Consider the following 17,240-nt stretch of genomic DNA (forward strand, 5'->3'; position numbering starts at 1 on the left):
CGGAAGGAGGCTGGAGGCTGTGCAAACGGAATCAGCGGTGCATTTCCCCGCAGAGACAGAGGGGGGCGTGAAGCCCCGGCGCAAACGGAAAGGCGGCAGGTGGGTGCCGTTTCTTATGGTGCTGCCGTCTTTCGCCGCTATCCTGGTGTTCGTATACGGCTTTATCGCCTGGACAGGATACGTATCGTTATCCAATTGGAATACGCTGGTGAAGGATTTATCCTTCGCGGGTTTGAACAACTTCAAATTTCTGTTCGGCGATTTCCGCTTTCAGTCGGATCTCCGCAACACGCTGATGTTTACCGTCCTGTTTATCGCGGCTACGATGGTGATCGGAATTTTCCTGGCGATGATGGTGGACGCGAAAATTAAAGCGGAGGCGCTGTTCCGCAACATTTTTATTTTTCCGATGGCGCTCTCTTTCGTCGTAACCGGGGTCGTCTGGCAGTGGATTCTGAATCCGTCGACGGGGGTGAATCTTATCCTGAAGTCTTTCGGGGTAGAAGACCCGCCGAAGTGGTATACGAGCACGGAAATTGTCCCGAGCTTCGCCTGGGGACTAATCGATTTCGGGCTCCCGCTGGCTCTCATTGCCGTTGTTATCGCCACGGTGTGGCAGATGTCCGGCTTCACGATGGCGATGTATCTCGCCGGGCTGCGTGCGATTCCGGACGAGCTGAGGGAAGCGGCGCGCATGGACGGAGCAACGGAGCGGCAGGTGTTCGCCAAAATTATTTTGCCGCAGCTCCGGCCCGTTACGGTAAGCGTCGTCATTATTCTCGGGCACATTTCGCTCAAAATCTTCGATCTCATCTTCGCGATGACCGGACCGGGAGCGATGTTCCTGACCGACGTGCCGGGTGTCTACATGTTTGAGACGACCTTCCGCGGCAATCATTACGCTCAGGGGGCGGCCATCGCCATTATCATGCTCCTGTTCGTATCGCTGTTGATCGTTCCGTATCTTTTATCAAGTCTCAAAAAGGAGGAAGGCTGATGCGTCTCGTGCAGATCAACCGTTCGCTGCTCTATGTGCTGCTCGCCGTCATGGCCTGCCTTTACCTAGTGCCGATCTATGTGCTCGGGGTGACCAGCTTCAAAGGCTTGAACGAGATAACACTCGATCAGATGTGGAAGCTGCCGTCTCAACTGGACTTCTCGGGCTACAAGACCGCCTTCGATAAGCTTGCGCCGAATTTCTTGAACAGCCTGTATCTCGCCGTTCCGGCGACCCTGCTGTCCGCATTGTTCGGTTCGCTTAACGGTTACGTGCTGTCCAAATGGCAGTTCCGCGGATCGAACACGCTGTTTGCTCTGATGCTGTTCGGCATGTTTATCCCGTACCAGAGCATTCTCATTCCGCTCATCCAGTTTTTACAGGCGATAAACCTGTATAATTCGATCCCCGGCCTTATCCTTGTCCATGTCGTGTACGGTCTGCCGATCTGCACCCTGATCTTCCGCAATTTCTACGCGGGCGTGCCCGATGAAATCATGGAAGCGGCGAAGATCGACGGCACCGGCTTCTTCGGGGTATACCGCCATATCATTATGCCGCTGTCCGTCACCGGCTTCGTAGTCGTCGGCATCTGGCAGTTCACGAACATCTGGAACGAGTTCCTGTTCGCGGTGACCTTGACCTCCCAGAAGCAGCAGCCCGTTATGGTCGCTTTGCAAAATTTGTCGGGAAGCCAGATCGTGCAGTGGAACGTGCAGATGGCCGGAGCCATCCTGGCGGCCCTTCCGACTTTGCTCGTCTATATTTTCCTCGGCAAATATTTTGTACGGGGTTTGCTAGCCGGCTCCATTAAAGGCTGAGCGCGAAATCGCTTGGCGGTACCAGTAGTCTGAATCCTTCCGAGTAAGGATTCGGACTTTTTTTGTATGCGCAGGAAGGGGGAAATCCCGGGAGCAGGCAGGGCGAGAGACGAAAGGGGACGACAGAGGAGACGAAGGAGGAGAAGAGGCCGAAGAGGACGGTGAATCCCAAGTCCCATATTTTAGCAAATAACGACCCCTTAGGCAGTTGTTTTCCAAATGGTTTGATGATACAATTTGTATCGTATGACGAGAGTGAGGGAGGACCTTTCTTGAAGAAAAAAACCAAATGGAAAATCGCTGCGCTCAGTGTACTCGTAATCGGGGTTTCGGCCGGCGGCTGGGCTTACTGGAGCCTTGACCCGTCCAGGCATTTCGAGAATCAGGATATCCCCGTACTGGCGCAGCCGCAAACTGCCGAAGCGGCAACACCCGAACCGGTTCAGGAACCGCCTAAGCCGGACATGAAGTCGTTTAACATCCTGATTCTCGGTGTCGATTCACGCAGCGGGGAGCCTTCCCGCAGCGATGTTATGATGGCGGTTCACGTCGTACCGTCCGAGCGCAAAGTCAATATCCTGTCTCTGCCCCGGGATACGCGCGTACCCGTTAAGGGAGTAGGCATGACGAAGCTGAATCACGCGCATATCGTAGGGGAGTCGAAGGGAGGCAACCAGCAGGGAACGCTTACGGCCACGCAGACGGTCAGCGATTTTCTCGGTGTGCCGATCAACTATTATGCGAAAACGAATTTCGAAGGATTCAAGCGGATTGTCGACAAAGTCGGGGGCGTGGACCTCACGCTGGAGAAGGATCTGCATCTGAAATGGCAGAATACGACGATTCCTAAAGGTCAGCAGCATTTTGACGGGGACATGGCCCTGAAAGTCGTACGGGAACGGTACGGGGCGGAAGGGGGAGAATTCGGCCGGCAGGAAGAGCAGTCCAAGGTTCTTCGTTCCATAGCCATCGAGCTGTTAAAACCGGATAAAATTCCGCAGCTGGCGACGCTTCTGCCCTCCCTGCGCAAAGACATTCTCGATACGAATTTCTCGGATTCCGATCTGATCAGCATGGCCTGGCTTTTCAAGGGAGTCGGTCATGACAACTTCCGTTACACCCAGCTTCCGGGGCATAGCGGACGTGAAGAAGACCCGCTTGTCGGCTCCAATTTATACTACTGGATTCCCGATTCCGAGGCCGTGAAAAAAATAAAAGAAGATTTATTTTAGATATTATGATACAATTCGTACCAAAAGAAAGTCTTTAGACCTAGATACAAAGATTCATTCCCGCTGGCGGACATGAGGATTAAGTAATGATAAAGATCGCCAAAAGGACTAGGCATACGAAATGTGGTGTGCTATAATGCCCTTGATACAAAATGTATCATACCATGGGTTAACTAATTTAATGGAGGGATTTCTTACATGCAAGTGGCCCAACCTATTCGTGACCCCGAAAAGATTACAGAACTTCAGGACGTCCTGAAGAATCATTCGATGCGGGACTGGCTTCTTTTTACAATCGGCATTAATTCGGGGCTGCATCTTAACGACATCTTAAAGCTCCGCGTAAAAGACGTGAAAGACCGCTATGAAATCATCATCACGGAAGAGAAGACCGGCAAGAGCAAATCATTCCGGATCGACGATGCCCTGAAGGCTTATATCGGCGAATATGTTCAATATATGGACGATGAGGATTATATGTTTCCTTCGCAAAAAACGGGCAAGCCGATCAAACGCATCCGCGTATACCGGATATTAAACGAGGCCGCCAAACGGGTGGGGCTGCAGGACATCGGCACTCACACGCTGCGGAAGACATTCGGGTACCATTACTATCAACGTACGAAAAATATTTCCGTCCTTCGTGACTTGTTTAACCATTCCGCTCCTTCCGTAACGTTTAAATATATCGGCATCGAAAAAAGAAACAGCGGCTGAGCGTTTACTTTTAATTACCCGAAGAACTCCGAAAAGAGTCCGAATAGCATGCAACGACTGTCAAGCTCATAATGTATGCGTTTTCAAGAAAGATCCCGGATAAACAAAGAATCGACACCCGGGATGGAGGAGTCGAAAGGTTTGAAAAGGATACAAAATGTGCTTGACACAGATACAAGATGTATCATAAATTAAGTTCATGAGCAAAACGCTTGGGTAAGATTACCATCTCAAACCGGTGAGGGTGCCATAAAAATGACGGATGAAACTGTTATCGATCTGTATAAACTAGTGGACCAGCTAAACTTGAACCCGGCTATTCTAAGCTCCTTTCAGACGAAAGGTCCGGGAGACGGAACCGTTCCGCCTACTCCGACATCGAACGTTCCGCCCTCACGAAAGCGATAAAACGCTTGGCTTCTTCGGCAGTCAGCTTGCGGCCGTCAATGGACAGCGCGAATTTCTCAAGAATCTTATCGTCGGAAAGCTCCAGGCTGTTCACGAAATCTCTTACATCCTCGTCAAGCACCGTATGCGGATTGGTCGTTCTTCCGAGCAGATAGTCGGCGGACACCTTGAAGAAGGTCGCGATTTTGTTCATCGTTTCGAAATCCGGCTCGCGCCGGCTCGTCTCGTAATGCGATAATGCTGCGCGTGATATGCCGAGTTTGTTGGCCAGCTCTTCCTGAGTCAAAGCATGCTTTTCTCGCAGTTGAGCAATGCGATCCCCATGTTTATTCATCTTAGAATTCCTCTCATTCCACTAGAAAGTAATAACCAGTATAACCACGTCGGCCAATCGTTTAAACCGGTATCACCTAACAACCGCTCGCTTGAATAGGGCTCAATCGGTTACCCGTCAGAGATTACATTGAAAGGTCGATATACTGAAATTATAAATTTTTTGATACAAAATGCAACTATTTGTCGATAAAATGTTTCTCCGCAGGCCTTAATAAATCCTTTTTTTATCCCGTTTTTACCTTAATTTAAAGAACTTTATACATTATATTCGGTGTTTAACCGGTTATGTAATGTTTGGGATTGTATCATAATTTGAGATGGAAAGCATACGCTAACTATCATCCGATCGTCCCAAGCCCGGGTTTTTTCTGCCCACTCATGAAAAAATGAAGGGCGGCTTTCATGAAAATTTCATGAAAAGCATGCAAACTTCTCCCGGGCCTGAGCCTGACCTGACCTGACCTGAACGAAACCCATTGAAGGAGGCGCCCCCATGTATACGGATCTGCACTGCCACATTCTGCCCGGGCTGGACGACGGCGCCCCGGATCTGGAGGCCGCGCTGACGATGGCGGAGCACGCCGCCGCATCGGGCATAGGCACCGTCGTAGCGACGCCTCATCACGGCGGCGCCTACGACAACGAGGCTCCGGCCGTGCGGGAGGCGGCGGAGCTCCTGCAGCAGGCGCTGGACCGCCGGGGCATCGCCCTGACCGTCCTGCCCGGTCACGAGATCCGCGTCTACGACCGGCTTCTCGATGACCTGCTGGACGGCAGGCTCTGCACCCTCGGCGGCTCCCGCTATCTGCTGCTGGAGCTTCCGGGCGGCCGCGTGCCGGGCGGCTTCGCCGAGCTGCTCCACGAGCTCGGGGTGCGCGGGTTCGTCCCGATCCTCGCGCACCCCGAGCGGAGCAGCGAGATCCAGCGCAGCCCGGAGCTGCTGCGCGAGTGGCTGGACGGCGGCCTGCTGCTCCAGGTGACGGCGGGAGCCCTCACCGGGGAGTACGGCCGCCGGATGCAGACCTTCGCGCTGAGCCTCTGCCGCGCGGATGCGGTCCATTTCCTGGCCTCCGACGCGCATGACGTCGTCGTCAGGAAATGGCACCTCGCGGACGCGTACGCGCTCGCAGCCCGGAAGGTGGGGCCGGAGCAGGTCGCGGCCTACCGGGCTAACGCGGAGTATGTCGCGCGCGACGAGGTCATAGTGCCGGCTGCTCCGGCTCGTAACCTGTCGCTATCGCGGGCCTTGTGGCCCTGGCCTTTCAATATTCGAGTTAAAGGGTAGGAATTGGTCAATTTTCGCTTGACAAGATACATATCGTATCATAAAGTTAGAGTTGTAGATACGAATTGTATCGGTTTGGTGTGAAACGGATACTCGCTGTAGCAGAGTCCCCTTTCATAAATAATTATCCGCAAGGAGTGAAGCTAGTGAAGAAGACGTATATCGCACCGACTGTTTTAAAACACCAGCAGATCGTTTTCGAGACCAAGCCGTCCAAGCCGCATCCGTGCGATAACGGCGGTCACACAGGCAGTCCGACATGTAGATGACCCAGCCCCTCGTCCGATTTTTGAACGACCTGTATGTGGATCACGGTGCATTCTCCTTCACTGAGGAAGAATACGGGCAGATCGCGGAAGACTTGGACTTATTCTCCATCACGGCTCAGGTGTACCACATGCTGAAAGAGAAAGGGAGACTCGGTGAGCTCCCCCTCTTTCTTCAGGAACATCTGAAGCGCAAGGCGGAAGCGACCTTGTTCCAGAACCTGCTTCTCAAGACCGAAACCGACCGGCTGCTCCGGCTGTTTGAGGAAGCGGAGCTTTCTGTGATGCTCTTGAAAGGAGTTCATTTTGCAGAAACCTATTTCGGGCATACAGGTGCCCGGGGAACTACCGACATTGATCTTTTGGTAGAACCGCAGTATTTAAAGAACGCGCTTGAAATTGTAGAAAGTGCAGGGTATCACATCCAGGAAACATATGGATCGGATCATCATGTCGTTTTACAAAAAAACAATGCCCAGCGTATCCAAATAGACGTGGAAATTCATTGGGCTTTGGCAAGAAATGAATTCTATAAAATAGATCATAAATCATTTTGGCTGAGGAGCTCACCAATATCTGATTTTTCATATGTGAGACAGCTGTCGCCGGAAGACGTCTTTTACATGATTTGCTTGCATGGAGCCCAGCATTACATGATTTCTCCCAGATATTCACTTGATATTCTTCAATTAATACAGATACAACCGCAAATTTTCGATTGGGATGATATTTACCGGCGTACGAAAGCGGAACATACCCGGCATAGAATGAGCTTGGCTTGTACGGAAACCAAATTTTTTTTTAAGAATTGCCGTATGGATGAGAGATTTATAAAGAAAGGTTCGGCAGGCTGGGAATACGGAGAGATGAAAGCGGCGGCGGCTGAGAATAAAAAAGTTCGTTATTATATCCAAACTTTTTTTTTCAGACTGAAATCTATTGATCGCTTGGGCTACATAGGGCTGCTTTTTAAAAAAATGATTATTCCAAGTGTTTCGGAACAAGTTCATAGAGAGGTATCAAGCAAGACGGCCGGTGTTTATCAAATTTACCGATACCGCTGGCGTATATTGAGAAACACGATTAAGAAAATATTTCTCACATCAAAATAAGCGGGAGAACTTCTAATGGAAAAAAGGTATCATCGGCATGCAGACACAGAGATTTGGGAAACGGAAGGCGACTTCTTGATTGTTCACACCCTTCATCAAAGCATAACCAAACTAAATGAAGTCGGCGGGTATATTTGGTCCCTGCTTGATGCTCCTAAGACCTTGGAAGAACTAGTCATGGAGTTGACTAAAGAGTATGAAATTACAATGGATCAAGGACTTAACGATGTGAACGTATTTTTGCATGATTTGTCCCAATATGGATTGATAACGACATGTACGGAAAGTCTTGAGGTTGCTAATAACTAAAAAATTTAGGCATTGTGATACGAAATGTAACATTTTGAATATGGAGGCAAGAAGATGGAATCGGGCTTAAACCAATATATCCAAGTTCTCCGCAAGCGCATTTGGCTGATCCTTATTACCGTGTTCGTTGTAACCTTAATGTCCGGAATCATCAGCTATTTTTTTATCGATAAGCAGTACGCGGCAAGTACGAAGCTTGTGGTAAACAAATCCAGCAGTTACCAAGGGTATGACATTCTTGATTACAACGCGGTTAACACGAACATCATGCTTGTAAATACTTATAAGGAAATTATTAAGACACCGGCAATTATGGAGAAGGTGGCATCCCGTTTTACAGGCGAAGGTCTAAACGCGGATATGCTGGCCGGTATGACAAAAGTTACCTCCATAGCGGATACGCAGGTCATGACCATAACGGCGACCGCCGCCGATTATGCAACAGCGGCTAAGCTGGCGAATGCCGTATCGGACGTATTTAAAGCGGAAATTTCCGGAATTATGAAAGTGGATAACGTCACGATACTGAACGAAGCCAAAGCCACAGATAACGTCGGCCCCGTCACTCCGAATGTCAAGTTGAACGTGGCTGCAGCTTTCATTGTCGCTTTACTGCTCGCCGTAGGTCTGGTCTTCCTAATCGAGCATCTGGACGACACGATTAAAACGGAAAAAGATGTCGAAAAATTCTTGGGAGCTCCCACTCTTGCAGTGATCTCCAAAATTAAAACAGCGGATCTCAAAAATAATGCTCCTTCGGAACCCCATAAAAAAATGGCAGGTGAAACGGCTTATGCTGGCGTCAACCAATAATAGCAAGGTATTAATTGCGGATATCAATCCCAAATCTCAAATCTCCGAAGCTTATCGCGTATTACGGACGAATATTCAATATTCTTCCATTGATAGAAAGATCACAACTCTTCTGGTGACTTCAGCCCAGCCGGCGGAAGGTAAATCCACCACGGTTTCCAATTTGGCCATAACTTACGCGCAGGAAGAGAAAAAAGTGCTGTTGATTGATGCCGATTTACGGAAACCCACGATGCATAAGTTATTCGGGATTTCGAACCGCAGCGGTCTCACCAATTTACTCTTAGGTGATGCCCCTATTCATGAAGTCGCAATTCCATCTCATTTGCCCAATCTGCATTTGATTCCTTCAGGGCCGGCCACCCCTAATCCGGCTGAAATGTTAGCTTCCAAACGCATGACGCAGTTTATAGAACAGGCAAAAACGGAGTACGACATCGTATTGATTGATTCCCCTCCTATCCTGGCTGTAACCGACGCTCAAATATTGGCAACCAAATGCGAGGGCGTCATCCTGGTCCTGAATTATGGAAAGGTAAAAAGAGAAGTAGCCAGGAGGGCGGTTGATAGTTTGGAACATGTAGGAGTCAAACCGCTCGGCGTAGTTATCAATAATAAAACGAATACGAAAAATAGTTCTTCTTACTATTCTTATTACGGCGAAGTAAGTCAGTAAGCAAGACACTTTCCGAAACAAGGTCATGCCTACCGCACCTTTATCACCGTAGGCACTCGGTCATGCCGTGGGCGCTAGTCGCCTTAGACATTCATTGTCAAAGGTGTGATGTGAGGGGGGGTTAAATGCCCTGCTTTCTTACTTATTTTGCATAAAAATACGAGCTATGTTGTTTCGAAATAGACAATAGACCTCGTGTTTTTATGTCTAAAGAAAAAGAGATTAGAACTGGGAGTTCGAGGAGGAACCGTCATGCATAAAGTAAGAAAAGCCATCATTCCGGCAGCCGGGTTAGGGACCCGCTTTTTACCGGCTACGAAAGCCATGCCCAAAGAAATGCTTCCTATAGTCGATAAGCCTACCATTCAATACATCGTGGAAGAGGCCATTAAATCAGGTATTGAGGATATTCTAATCGTCACGGGAAAAAATAAACGTTCCATCGAAGACCACTTCGATAATGCTTTTGATTTGGAGCAAAATTTAATGGAAAAGGGCAAACTTGAACTTCTAAAAGAAGTTCAGTTGTCCGCTAAAGTGGAAATTCATTATATTCGCCAAAAGTTCCCGAAAGGACTTGGCCATGCCGTATGGTGTGCAAGAAAATTTATCGGGAATGAACCTTTTGCCGTGCTGCTGGGCGACGACATCGTAGAAGGGGAAGTTCCTTGCCTTAAACAATTGATCGGTCAGTTCGAACGGACGGGACGCTCTATAATCGGAGTGCAGCCTGTACCGTCTGAAGATATCCACCGGTATGGCGTCATAGGATCCAAGGAAACCGAGGGACGCTTGTTAGAGGTGAATCAGCTTATAGAAAAGCCGTCCAAAGAACAGGCCCCTTCCAATTACGCCATTATGGGGCGTTATATCCTAACCCCGGAAATTTTTGATTTGCTGGAGAATCAGGAACAGGGGGCAAACGGGGAAGTTCAATTAACGGATGCCATTCAAGCATTGAATAAATTTCAGCAGGTATATGCCTACCATTTTGAAGGAATTCGATATGATGTGGGCGAGAAACTGGGATACATTTTAACAACCTTGGATTTTGCTTTGCGCAACAATGAGTTGCGAACTCCGCTTCTAAACGCTTTGGAAGAAATTCTGCAAAGAGAGGCCAAACCGCAAAATGTGTAGCCTCATAGGTAAAAACAGTTGCAGGGGAGTGGGAAATTTTGAGCTATCGTAAAAGATTAATCTCTTTGCTTAGTATGGACCTTCTGATAGCGCTCGGTAGTGTATACGTGGCGTATATGCTTCGGTTTGATGGCAACTTGCCGATTATTTACATAAACCAAATGCTCATTTATATGACCGTGACGGTCTTTTTTAGTGTAATCAGTATGTCCTTCTTCAAGCTGTATAACCGGATTTGGCAGTATGCAAGCGTGGGCGAAATGTTATCCATCTTCAGAGCGGTGGTTGTCAGCAGTTCTTTGTCTTATATCGTTTCTTATTATATTTCCGGTATAGGCGTCCCCATTTCTATTTTTCTCGGTACTTTCCAATCCATGCTTTTCTTGATGGGAGGATCGCGTTTCGCGTGGCGCCTGTTCAGAGATAACTACTACAAACAGAAGCAGGGACAGCACAAAGCGTTAATTATCGGGGCGGGAGACTGCGGGACGATTATCGCCAGAGAGCTTAAACACAATCCCGCTTCTCAGATGTATCCGATTGCTTTTATCGACGATGATTTATTAAAGCATAAACACCAAATATACGGGCTGCCTGTGTTAGGAAACAGGGAAGCTATTATTGATGTAACGGAAGCCCATGATATCAGTGATATTGTTATTGCGATTCCATCTGCGACCAAAAAACAAATTACGGAAATTATTGAGATTTGTAAAAAAACCAAAGCCAAATTAAAAATTATCCCCAAGCTGAGTGACTTAATTCACGGGAAAGTCAGTATTCAAGAGATTAGGGACGTGGATGTGGAGGATTTGCTCGGAAGAGACCCGGTTAAGGTTGATTTGCATGGGATTGCGGATTATTTATCCGATAAGAATGTATTGGTAACCGGTGCGGGCGGTTCAATAGGTTCGGAGCTGTGCAGACAAATCGCCAGCTTCAATCCGGCCAAACTTTTATTGCTCGGACATGGAGAAAACAGTATTTACGCGATCGAAATGGAACTGAACCGGCTGTTTCCGAAAATAAAGCTGGAAACGATTATAGCGGATATTCAGGACCAAAAAAGACTGGAAAGCATATTTAAAAAGTTTTCGCCTCAAGTCGTTTTTCATGCGGCCGCTCACAAACACGTACCTCTTATGGAAAAGAACCCGACGGAAGCTATCAAGAATAACGTGTTGGGAACCCGGAACGTTGCTGATTGTGCGGATAAATTCGGAGCCGAGCGGTTTGTCTTAATTTCAACAGACAAGGCTGTAAATCCGACCAGTGTTATGGGGACGACAAAACGGATTGCGGAAATGTATATTCAGAGCCTGAACACGACGAGCCAAACGATATTTGCCGCCGTGCGTTTCGGGAATGTTCTGGGAAGCAGGGGGAGTGTTATTCCCCAGTTTAAACGGCAGATTGCTCATGGGGGGCCGGTAACGGTTACTCATCCCGATATGATTCGTTACTTTATGACCATCCCCGAAGCGGTTCAGCTTGTCATTCAAGCGGGGGCGATCGCCCAAGGTGGAGAGGTTTTTATTCTCGATATGGGAGAGCCCGTAAAAATTTTGAATTTGGCCAAAGATTTAATCCGATTATCCGGGTTCGTTCCTAACGAGGATATTGCGATTCAATATACGGGCATGCGTCCGGGGGAAAAATTGTACGAAGAACTCTTAACTAGTGAAGAAGGACTTACCTCGACGCTGCATAATCGGATATTTATCGGACGTCCGGCTAATTTAAACCGGGAGCATATTCAATTCGAAGTGAAGAAACTGGAAAAGCTGCTAGGAGACTCCGTGGACGATATCCGTTCTGTTCTTCAGCACATTGTGCCTACCTATAACCGTCCGCCAAATCAGGAAGCAAAAGAGCTGACCCTGGTTTAAATTTGTTTAGAAATCAGGTGCAAACGATGTCTTTAAGACAACAAGCTTTAAACGGAGGGAAATGGACAGCTATATCGACTCTAACCATCGTCCTGCTCCAAATGGCTCAAATCGCGGTGATATCCAGATTTCTGGACGCAAAAGCATTTGGCTTGATGGGAATGATCCTGGTCATTGTCGGGTTTGCTCAATCCTTTACGGATATGGGCATTTCAAGTGCCATCATTCAGAGAAAAGAAACAAAACGGGATGAACTGTCCAGTCTATATTGGTTGAACATAGCAACCGGATTTACGGCTGGATTTGTTGTCTGGCTTACTAAAGAACCTATCGCATCTTTTTATAAGAGTCCCGAGCTGGCGGATTTGCTGGTTTGGTCCTCTTTTTTATTTCCCATTATCGCGTCCGGCCAGCAGTTTCAGGTGTTGCTGCAAAAGGAACTCCGGTTTAAAGTGATTTCACAAATATCGATCATATCCATGCTTGCAGGAACTATAATCAGCATCGGTGCGGCTTACTCCGGTATGGGTGTTTATGCTTTGGTTTTAGGTCAATTAAGTACGTCAGCTGTAAATTCGCTTCTTCTGATCATGCTGGGCTGGAGAAAGTGGAAGCCTCAATTGCATTTTCACAAAAACGATTTAAAAGGGTACCTGTCCTTTGGAATGTTTCAAATGGGTGATCGTACCGTAACTTATTTCAATAACAACCTGGACAAAATTATTATCGGCCGGTTTCTGGGAGCAGAAGCCTTAGGCTATTATTCGATCGCGTTTAACTTAATTATTATTCCGTTAATCCGGATAAATCCGATCGTAAACAGGGTTGCCTTTCCCGTATTTTCTAAGATTCAAGATAACCGGGAACAGATGAAGAAGGGATATATGAAAGTCATAAGAGCGTTGAGTCTTGTCAATCTGCCTTTATATTTCGGGCTGATCGTAACCGCACCTTTGTTCATTCCCATCATGTTCGGGGCGCAATGGGGGCCAAGCATCCTGATCACGCAAATTTTGTGCGGCGTAGGGATACTGAGGTCTATCGCTAACCCGGTAGGCTCCTTGGTTATGGCAACGGGAAAGGTGAGGCGCGGGTTTCTATACAATTCTTTCAAAACGATTTTGCAGATTCCGGTGATCATAATCGGCGCGTACGCAGGAGGCATTATTGGAGTCGCCGTCGCTTTCCTGAGCTTGAAATTGTTCTATTTTATAACCAATTATCTCGTCATGCTCAAGACCTTGCTAGGACCTTGCTTCCTGGAGCTGCTGCGCAGTTTAAAAGATCCTTTTTATGCAAGTATCATTATGGGAATAGGCGTGTATGTCTCCAGCTTGGTCACGACAAATTATTTGTCCGCCGGAATTGCGCTGGTCCTACAAATAGTAACGGGAATAATCGTCTATGCATCGGCGATCCTTGCTTACAATCCTGGTCTGCTGCATCAGCTCAAGGGGAAATTAGGAAATTCAAGAATTAAAGAAGGAGCCTGACTTGTGAAAATTTTCGTCTTATCTGACTATCCTTCTCAAGAAAAGCCGACGTATTTTTCATTTATTAAAAGCAGAGTGGAAGCAATTAAAGGGATTTGTGAGCTGTCGGTTATCAAGGTTGATATTAATGAAAAAAATCGAAACGTTCATGAGATCATCCAGGAAGACGGATACAGAATAATTCTTCTGAAGATCAAAAAATCCAATCTGCCAAGAGTGCGTCTATTCCTCTATAACATGCTCGTTAAGAAAGTATTTCAGCAGCTGATACACGAGGAAAAGCCGGATTTAATTCATGTTCATTTTTCAAGTTATTACAGCTGGATCGTCGCCGATACCGTCCGTAAACTTACTATTCCTTTCTGCATTACAGAGCACGCCACTTTTTTTGAGCATCGTGTGAAGACGTTCTATTTCGGCAAAAAAATCAGAATGGCTTTGCAAGAAGCGGATAGGGTATTTGCCGTAAGCCGTTCATTGCGGGACACGATGCTGAAGTATGTATCTCGGCCTATAGATATTAAGCACAATATAGTTAACACCGCGAAGTTCGGTTTACGGGATAGCAATCACCACGCAGCGAAACGGCCGAAGCAAGCTCTGAATATACTGACGATCGGCAGTTTTGAACTAAACGATAAAAAAGGATATGAGATCCTGATAAAAGCTCTCGCTCGGCTTAAAGAGAAGGGAGTATCTTTTCATTGTAAAATTATCGGGGAAGGTCCCAACAAGGACAACCTTCTGACGATGAGGGATGCGCACGGAATAACGCGGGAAGTTGATTTTCCGGGCAGTGTAGCCAACGACAAACTTCAGGAATTTTACTGGGAAGCGGATTTCTTTGTTTCCAGCAGCCGAGTCGAAACGTTTGGTGTAGTTCTGATCGAAGCAATGAGCTGCGGATTGCCTGTCGTCGCCACGCGATCGGGCGGGCCGGAAGATTTTGTGGACGAGAGCGTGGGGTTGCTGGTAGAGAACGAATCTGTGGAAGCTCTTTGCGAAGGAATGCTGTTAATGTCCGAAAGCTATCAACATTACGATTCCGGCATAATCAGACAGACGATAGAGAAGCGCTTTTCGGCAGACCGATATAAGGAACAAATGCAGGGAATTTACGCAAGCTTAATCGATGCGAATAAGAAACACCGGGATTATTCTTTAAGCCTGAAACATACCTATGAAAACAGGTGAGGATATGAGTATAAACGGATGGCCCAGGGCTGTATATTGGATCCTGCTTGCAGTGGCGTTTACGTTCACATCCTTAGCGGCAAGTTATTTTCCTTTACAGACGACGCTAGCAGCCCTCGGTTTTATCGGCGGGGTGTTTTTGCTAAAGATTAACAAGATCGATACGGCTATGATTTATGCGATAGTCTGTTTAGCTTTATTTTCGCTTTACGGGACCTGGCTGATCACTCTCCTAATTTACGGTTATTACATCGCTTTGCGCCTGGTAACTTCAAAAAACCAGCCCCGGATTCATACAGCGGCAAAAATATGTCTGATTTTTTTCATCGGTTGGCTGCTTTATGCGGTTATTCAGATGGAGTGGATCGTTAAGACAGAAAATACGATGAAATATGTAAAGAACCTAGTTTACGGTGTCGGGCTTGTCATTCTTTTCAGTTTACATGTTCAAACGTTCAAGAAACTGATTACGGTTTATAACGCCTGGCTATTCAGCCTGGTTCTGATGATTGGTATCGGCTGGTGGGAGGTTCTTACCGGTAACCATCTTCCCAAATCGGGGGCGCTTCAATATCAAATGGACGAAGTCGCTACGGCGGCTTTTTATAATCCGAATGATTTCGCGTTTTTCCTGATCGTCAGCTTGCCTGTTTTATTTTTTAGCATCAGTGACAAAAACATAGGGATGAAAGCTTTTAGCTGGCTGATTATGCTAAGCTCGGTTTATTTCATCTACTTGGCTCAAGCCAGAATGATCTATATCCTGCTGATCGGCATGATTTTTCTTTATATGGGCTATCTCGTTTTCTACCGCAAAATAAAAATAGTGTTGTCCATAATAGCCGGCGTCTTTTTATTCTGTTTAGCTTTTCTAAAGCAGTTAACGGACTTTTGGCAGCAAATCATTTCTTTAAAAGGTGACGACGGCTCGGTAGAAGTAAGAAGAGTATTGACTGCCGACGCATGGAATATAGCCAAAAATAATATTTTTGGTGTCGGAGCCGGTAATATCGAGTATTATCTGGACCAGTTCGGAACGAACGTGGGAAGGATTGTTAATGTACATAATTGGTGGATAGAAATATTGGCTAACTACGGAATATTTGTTTTCAGCGGTTATGTTTTATTTATGGTCTTTTCTTTATTCTGGATCGGAAAAAGTCTGCTGCATAAGGCTCCTAATGCTCATTATATGTATCCGTTATTCTTCTCTCTTCTGGTATTTACGGTTTCATGTATTGAATCCAGCTCAGTGGCGGGAATGGGAATTACATGGCTTTTGCCGGCTGTGACGATCTGCATTTTAAATATAAAGAAAGCGGATGAGGATAACTTCGAACCATCCGTCAGAGGAGGGCATTATGTCGGCTAAAGTGCTAATGCCTGTATTTAATGAAATCGATTATGACGGAAGAGTCCAGAGAGCGGCCGAAGCCCTAGGACAAAGTTTCGATGTCACGGTCTGCTCCATCCAATCGAGTCATCCTTACCAGAATTCTTTGTTTAGAACAAAATTATGGAATCGTCCGTCCGGTTTAAGAAAATTACATGTTGTTCTATTCAGTCTCTGGTTCATTCTTACTTCTATAAGAAGTAGACCCGGGGTGATTTATGCACATGACTATTTCATGGCATTTCCAGGCTGGATTGCCGCAAGACTGACTGGGAGTTTATACGTGTATGACGCACATGAGCTTATCATACCGGACCAAGGAGAAGAGCTGGGGAAGCGGCAGCGCTTCTTTTTTTATTTGGAAAAATGGGTCGTACATAGAGCGGATAAGGTCATTGCGGCTAACGAAGAAAGGGCCCGTATTATGAAAGAGTTTTACAAATTAACGACTTCACCGCTTGTTGTGCGAAATATTCCCCCTGCCGCAAAACAGATTATTAAGCAAACGGCAGTGGAGGAAGATTTTGCTTTCAAGGAACGTGAACCGGATCATAACGAACCCGATTTTAAACTGGTCTATCAGGGGGATATGAGTCTGGAAAGAGGGTTGTTAAAGTTTTTGCTTGCTTTTAAGCATCTGCCGTCCCGCTACAAACTGTTTCTTATTGGGGGAGGTACGGATTTGCCCCGGATAAAGGAATTGGTATTGGCAGAAGGCTTGCAGGAATCCGTTCATATCTTAGGTAAAGTAACCAGAGATAAATTGCAGTCCATGCTCCCCTCCTTTGATTTAGGGATAATCAGTTACCCCTATAAAGGACTGAACAATATTTACTGTGCGCCGAACAAGCTATATGAATACACTCAAGCGGGGCTCGCCGTTATTGCGACCGATCAGCCCCCGCTCAAACATTATATTGAATATTATAACCTCGGTGCGGTAGTTGCCGTAGATGCTGACCAGCCGGCTGCGGTATCCGTAAAAATCGCTAGAGCCATCGAACAAATAGCAGAAAATCTTTCCGTCTACCAGAGTAATTTAGGAAGATTTGTCGAGGAACATAACTGGGAGAACGAGAGGGAAAAATTGATCGGCGAGTTCAACAAATTCAATCTTGGCCGCACAAACTTAGAAAAAAAACAACGCACCGGATAACTT

General features: G+C 46.8%; 16 protein-coding genes. 15 read left to right on the plus strand and 1 reads right to left on the minus strand.

From position 1 onward, the window contains the following. Positions 1-19: 19 nt before the first annotated feature. From C4S74_RS05175 to C4S74_RS05190, 4 genes are all read left to right on the plus strand, one after another. Complete coding sequence (locus tag C4S74_RS05175; RefSeq protein WP_103994292.1) at positions 20-997, plus strand: carbohydrate ABC transporter permease; 978 nt, start codon at positions 20-22, stop codon at positions 995-997. Further along, complete coding sequence (locus C4S74_RS05180; RefSeq protein WP_103994293.1) at positions 997-1,818, plus strand: carbohydrate ABC transporter permease; 822 nt, start codon at positions 997-999, stop codon at positions 1,816-1,818. The genes C4S74_RS05175 and C4S74_RS05180 overlap by 1 nt, the downstream gene beginning before the upstream one ends. A 272-nt stretch (positions 1,819-2,090) precedes the next feature. Beyond that, the gene (locus C4S74_RS05185) at positions 2,091-3,050 is read left to right on the plus strand and encodes an LCP family protein (protein ID WP_103994294.1); all 960 of its coding nucleotides are present in this window, start codon (positions 2,091-2,093) and stop codon (positions 3,048-3,050) included. 198 nt (positions 3,051-3,248) lie between these two features. Beyond that, positions 3,249-3,767: a tyrosine-type recombinase/integrase gene (locus tag C4S74_RS05190; RefSeq protein ID WP_103994295.1), complete on the plus strand. Its 519-nt coding sequence runs from the start codon at positions 3,249-3,251 to the stop codon at positions 3,765-3,767. A 367-nt stretch (positions 3,768-4,134) separates the two neighbouring features. On the opposite strand, the gene C4S74_RS05195 is transcribed toward C4S74_RS05190, so the two are convergent. Then, complete coding sequence (locus tag C4S74_RS05195) at positions 4,135-4,509, minus strand: helix-turn-helix domain-containing protein (RefSeq protein ID WP_103994296.1); 375 nt, start codon at positions 4,507-4,509, stop codon at positions 4,135-4,137. 495 nt (positions 4,510-5,004) lie between these two features. On the opposite strand from C4S74_RS05195, the gene C4S74_RS05200 reads away from it, so the two are divergent. The 11 genes from C4S74_RS05200 to C4S74_RS05250 all read left to right on the plus strand — a co-directional run bounded on the left by C4S74_RS05200 (position 5,005) and on the right by C4S74_RS05250 (position 17,237). Continuing rightward, positions 5,005-5,796: a tyrosine-protein phosphatase gene (locus C4S74_RS05200; RefSeq protein WP_103994297.1), complete on the plus strand. Its 792-nt coding sequence runs from the start codon at positions 5,005-5,007 to the stop codon at positions 5,794-5,796. Positions 5,797-6,061: 265 nt separating this feature from the next. After that, on the plus strand, positions 6,062-7,174 hold the full coding sequence (locus C4S74_RS05205) for a nucleotidyltransferase family protein (RefSeq protein ID WP_103994298.1): 1,113 nt from the start codon (positions 6,062-6,064) through the stop codon (positions 7,172-7,174). Between the two features lie 15 nt (positions 7,175-7,189). After that, a complete protein-coding gene (locus C4S74_RS05210) occupies positions 7,190-7,483 on the plus strand; it encodes a PqqD family protein (protein WP_103994299.1) in 294 nt (97 codons plus the stop codon). Positions 7,484-7,537: 54 nt separating this feature from the next. Continuing rightward, positions 7,538-8,296, plus strand: a complete 759-nt coding sequence (locus C4S74_RS05215) for a YveK family protein (RefSeq protein WP_103994300.1) — start codon at positions 7,538-7,540, stop codon at positions 8,294-8,296. Then, entirely contained in the window at positions 8,277-8,972 is a 696-nt protein-coding gene (locus tag C4S74_RS05220; protein ID WP_103994301.1) for a CpsD/CapB family tyrosine-protein kinase, read from the plus strand. Before C4S74_RS05215 ends, C4S74_RS05220 begins: the two co-directional genes overlap by 20 nt. Positions 8,973-9,224: 252 nt before the next feature. Beyond that, complete coding sequence (gene galU / locus C4S74_RS05225) at positions 9,225-10,112, plus strand: UTP--glucose-1-phosphate uridylyltransferase GalU (protein WP_103994302.1); 888 nt, start codon at positions 9,225-9,227, stop codon at positions 10,110-10,112. Between the two features lie 38 nt (positions 10,113-10,150). Next, entirely contained in the window at positions 10,151-12,001 is a 1,851-nt protein-coding gene (locus tag C4S74_RS05230) for a nucleoside-diphosphate sugar epimerase/dehydratase (RefSeq protein ID WP_103994303.1), read from the plus strand. Between the two features lie 26 nt (positions 12,002-12,027). Further along, on the plus strand, positions 12,028-13,494 hold the full coding sequence (locus C4S74_RS05235) for an MOP flippase family protein (RefSeq protein WP_103994304.1): 1,467 nt from the start codon (positions 12,028-12,030) through the stop codon (positions 13,492-13,494). Between the two features lie 3 nt (positions 13,495-13,497). Further along, entirely contained in the window at positions 13,498-14,688 is a 1,191-nt protein-coding gene (locus tag C4S74_RS05240; RefSeq protein WP_103994305.1) for a glycosyltransferase, read from the plus strand. After that, positions 14,675-16,060: an O-antigen ligase gene (locus C4S74_RS05245; protein ID WP_258042392.1), complete on the plus strand. Its 1,386-nt coding sequence runs from the start codon at positions 14,675-14,677 to the stop codon at positions 16,058-16,060. The genes C4S74_RS05240 and C4S74_RS05245 overlap by 14 nt, the downstream gene beginning before the upstream one ends. Further along, the gene (locus C4S74_RS05250) at positions 16,050-17,237 is read left to right on the plus strand and encodes a glycosyltransferase (RefSeq protein WP_103994307.1); all 1,188 of its coding nucleotides are present in this window, start codon (positions 16,050-16,052) and stop codon (positions 17,235-17,237) included. The genes C4S74_RS05245 and C4S74_RS05250 overlap by 11 nt, the downstream gene beginning before the upstream one ends. Positions 17,238-17,240: the final 3 nt, after the last annotated feature.

The organism is Paenibacillus sp. UNC499MF (assembly GCF_900107975.1).
In the GTDB taxonomy this organism is placed as follows: Bacteria; Bacillota; Bacilli; order Paenibacillales; family NBRC-103111; genus Paenibacillus_F.

Excerpts from the sequence above, each read along its gene's own strand:
- C4S74_RS05180 (WP_103994293.1), top strand. The coding sequence starts at position 997 with ATGCGTCTCGTGCAGATCAACCGTTCGCTGCTCTATGTGCTGCTCGCC.
- C4S74_RS05190 (WP_103994295.1), top strand. The coding sequence starts at position 3,249 with ATGCAAGTGGCCCAACCTATTCGTGACCCCGAAAAGATTACAGAACTT.
- C4S74_RS05195 (WP_103994296.1), bottom strand. The coding sequence starts at position 4,509 with ATGAATAAACATGGGGATCGCATTGCTCAACTGCGAGAAAAGCATGCT.
- C4S74_RS05200 (WP_103994297.1), top strand. The coding sequence starts at position 5,005 with ATGTATACGGATCTGCACTGCCACATTCTGCCCGGGCTGGACGACGGC.
- C4S74_RS05205 (WP_103994298.1), top strand. The coding sequence starts at position 6,062 with ATGACCCAGCCCCTCGTCCGATTTTTGAACGACCTGTATGTGGATCAC.
- C4S74_RS05210 (WP_103994299.1), top strand. The coding sequence starts at position 7,190 with ATGGAAAAAAGGTATCATCGGCATGCAGACACAGAGATTTGGGAAACG.
- C4S74_RS05215 (WP_103994300.1), top strand. The coding sequence starts at position 7,538 with ATGGAATCGGGCTTAAACCAATATATCCAAGTTCTCCGCAAGCGCATT.
- C4S74_RS05220 (WP_103994301.1), top strand. The coding sequence starts at position 8,277 with ATGCTGGCGTCAACCAATAATAGCAAGGTATTAATTGCGGATATCAAT.
- galU (WP_103994302.1), top strand. The coding sequence starts at position 9,225 with ATGCATAAAGTAAGAAAAGCCATCATTCCGGCAGCCGGGTTAGGGACC.
- C4S74_RS05235 (WP_103994304.1), top strand. The coding sequence starts at position 12,028 with ATGTCTTTAAGACAACAAGCTTTAAACGGAGGGAAATGGACAGCTATA.
- C4S74_RS05245 (WP_258042392.1), top strand. The coding sequence starts at position 14,675 with ATGAAAACAGGTGAGGATATGAGTATAAACGGATGGCCCAGGGCTGTA.
- C4S74_RS05250 (WP_103994307.1), top strand. The coding sequence starts at position 16,050 with ATGTCGGCTAAAGTGCTAATGCCTGTATTTAATGAAATCGATTATGAC.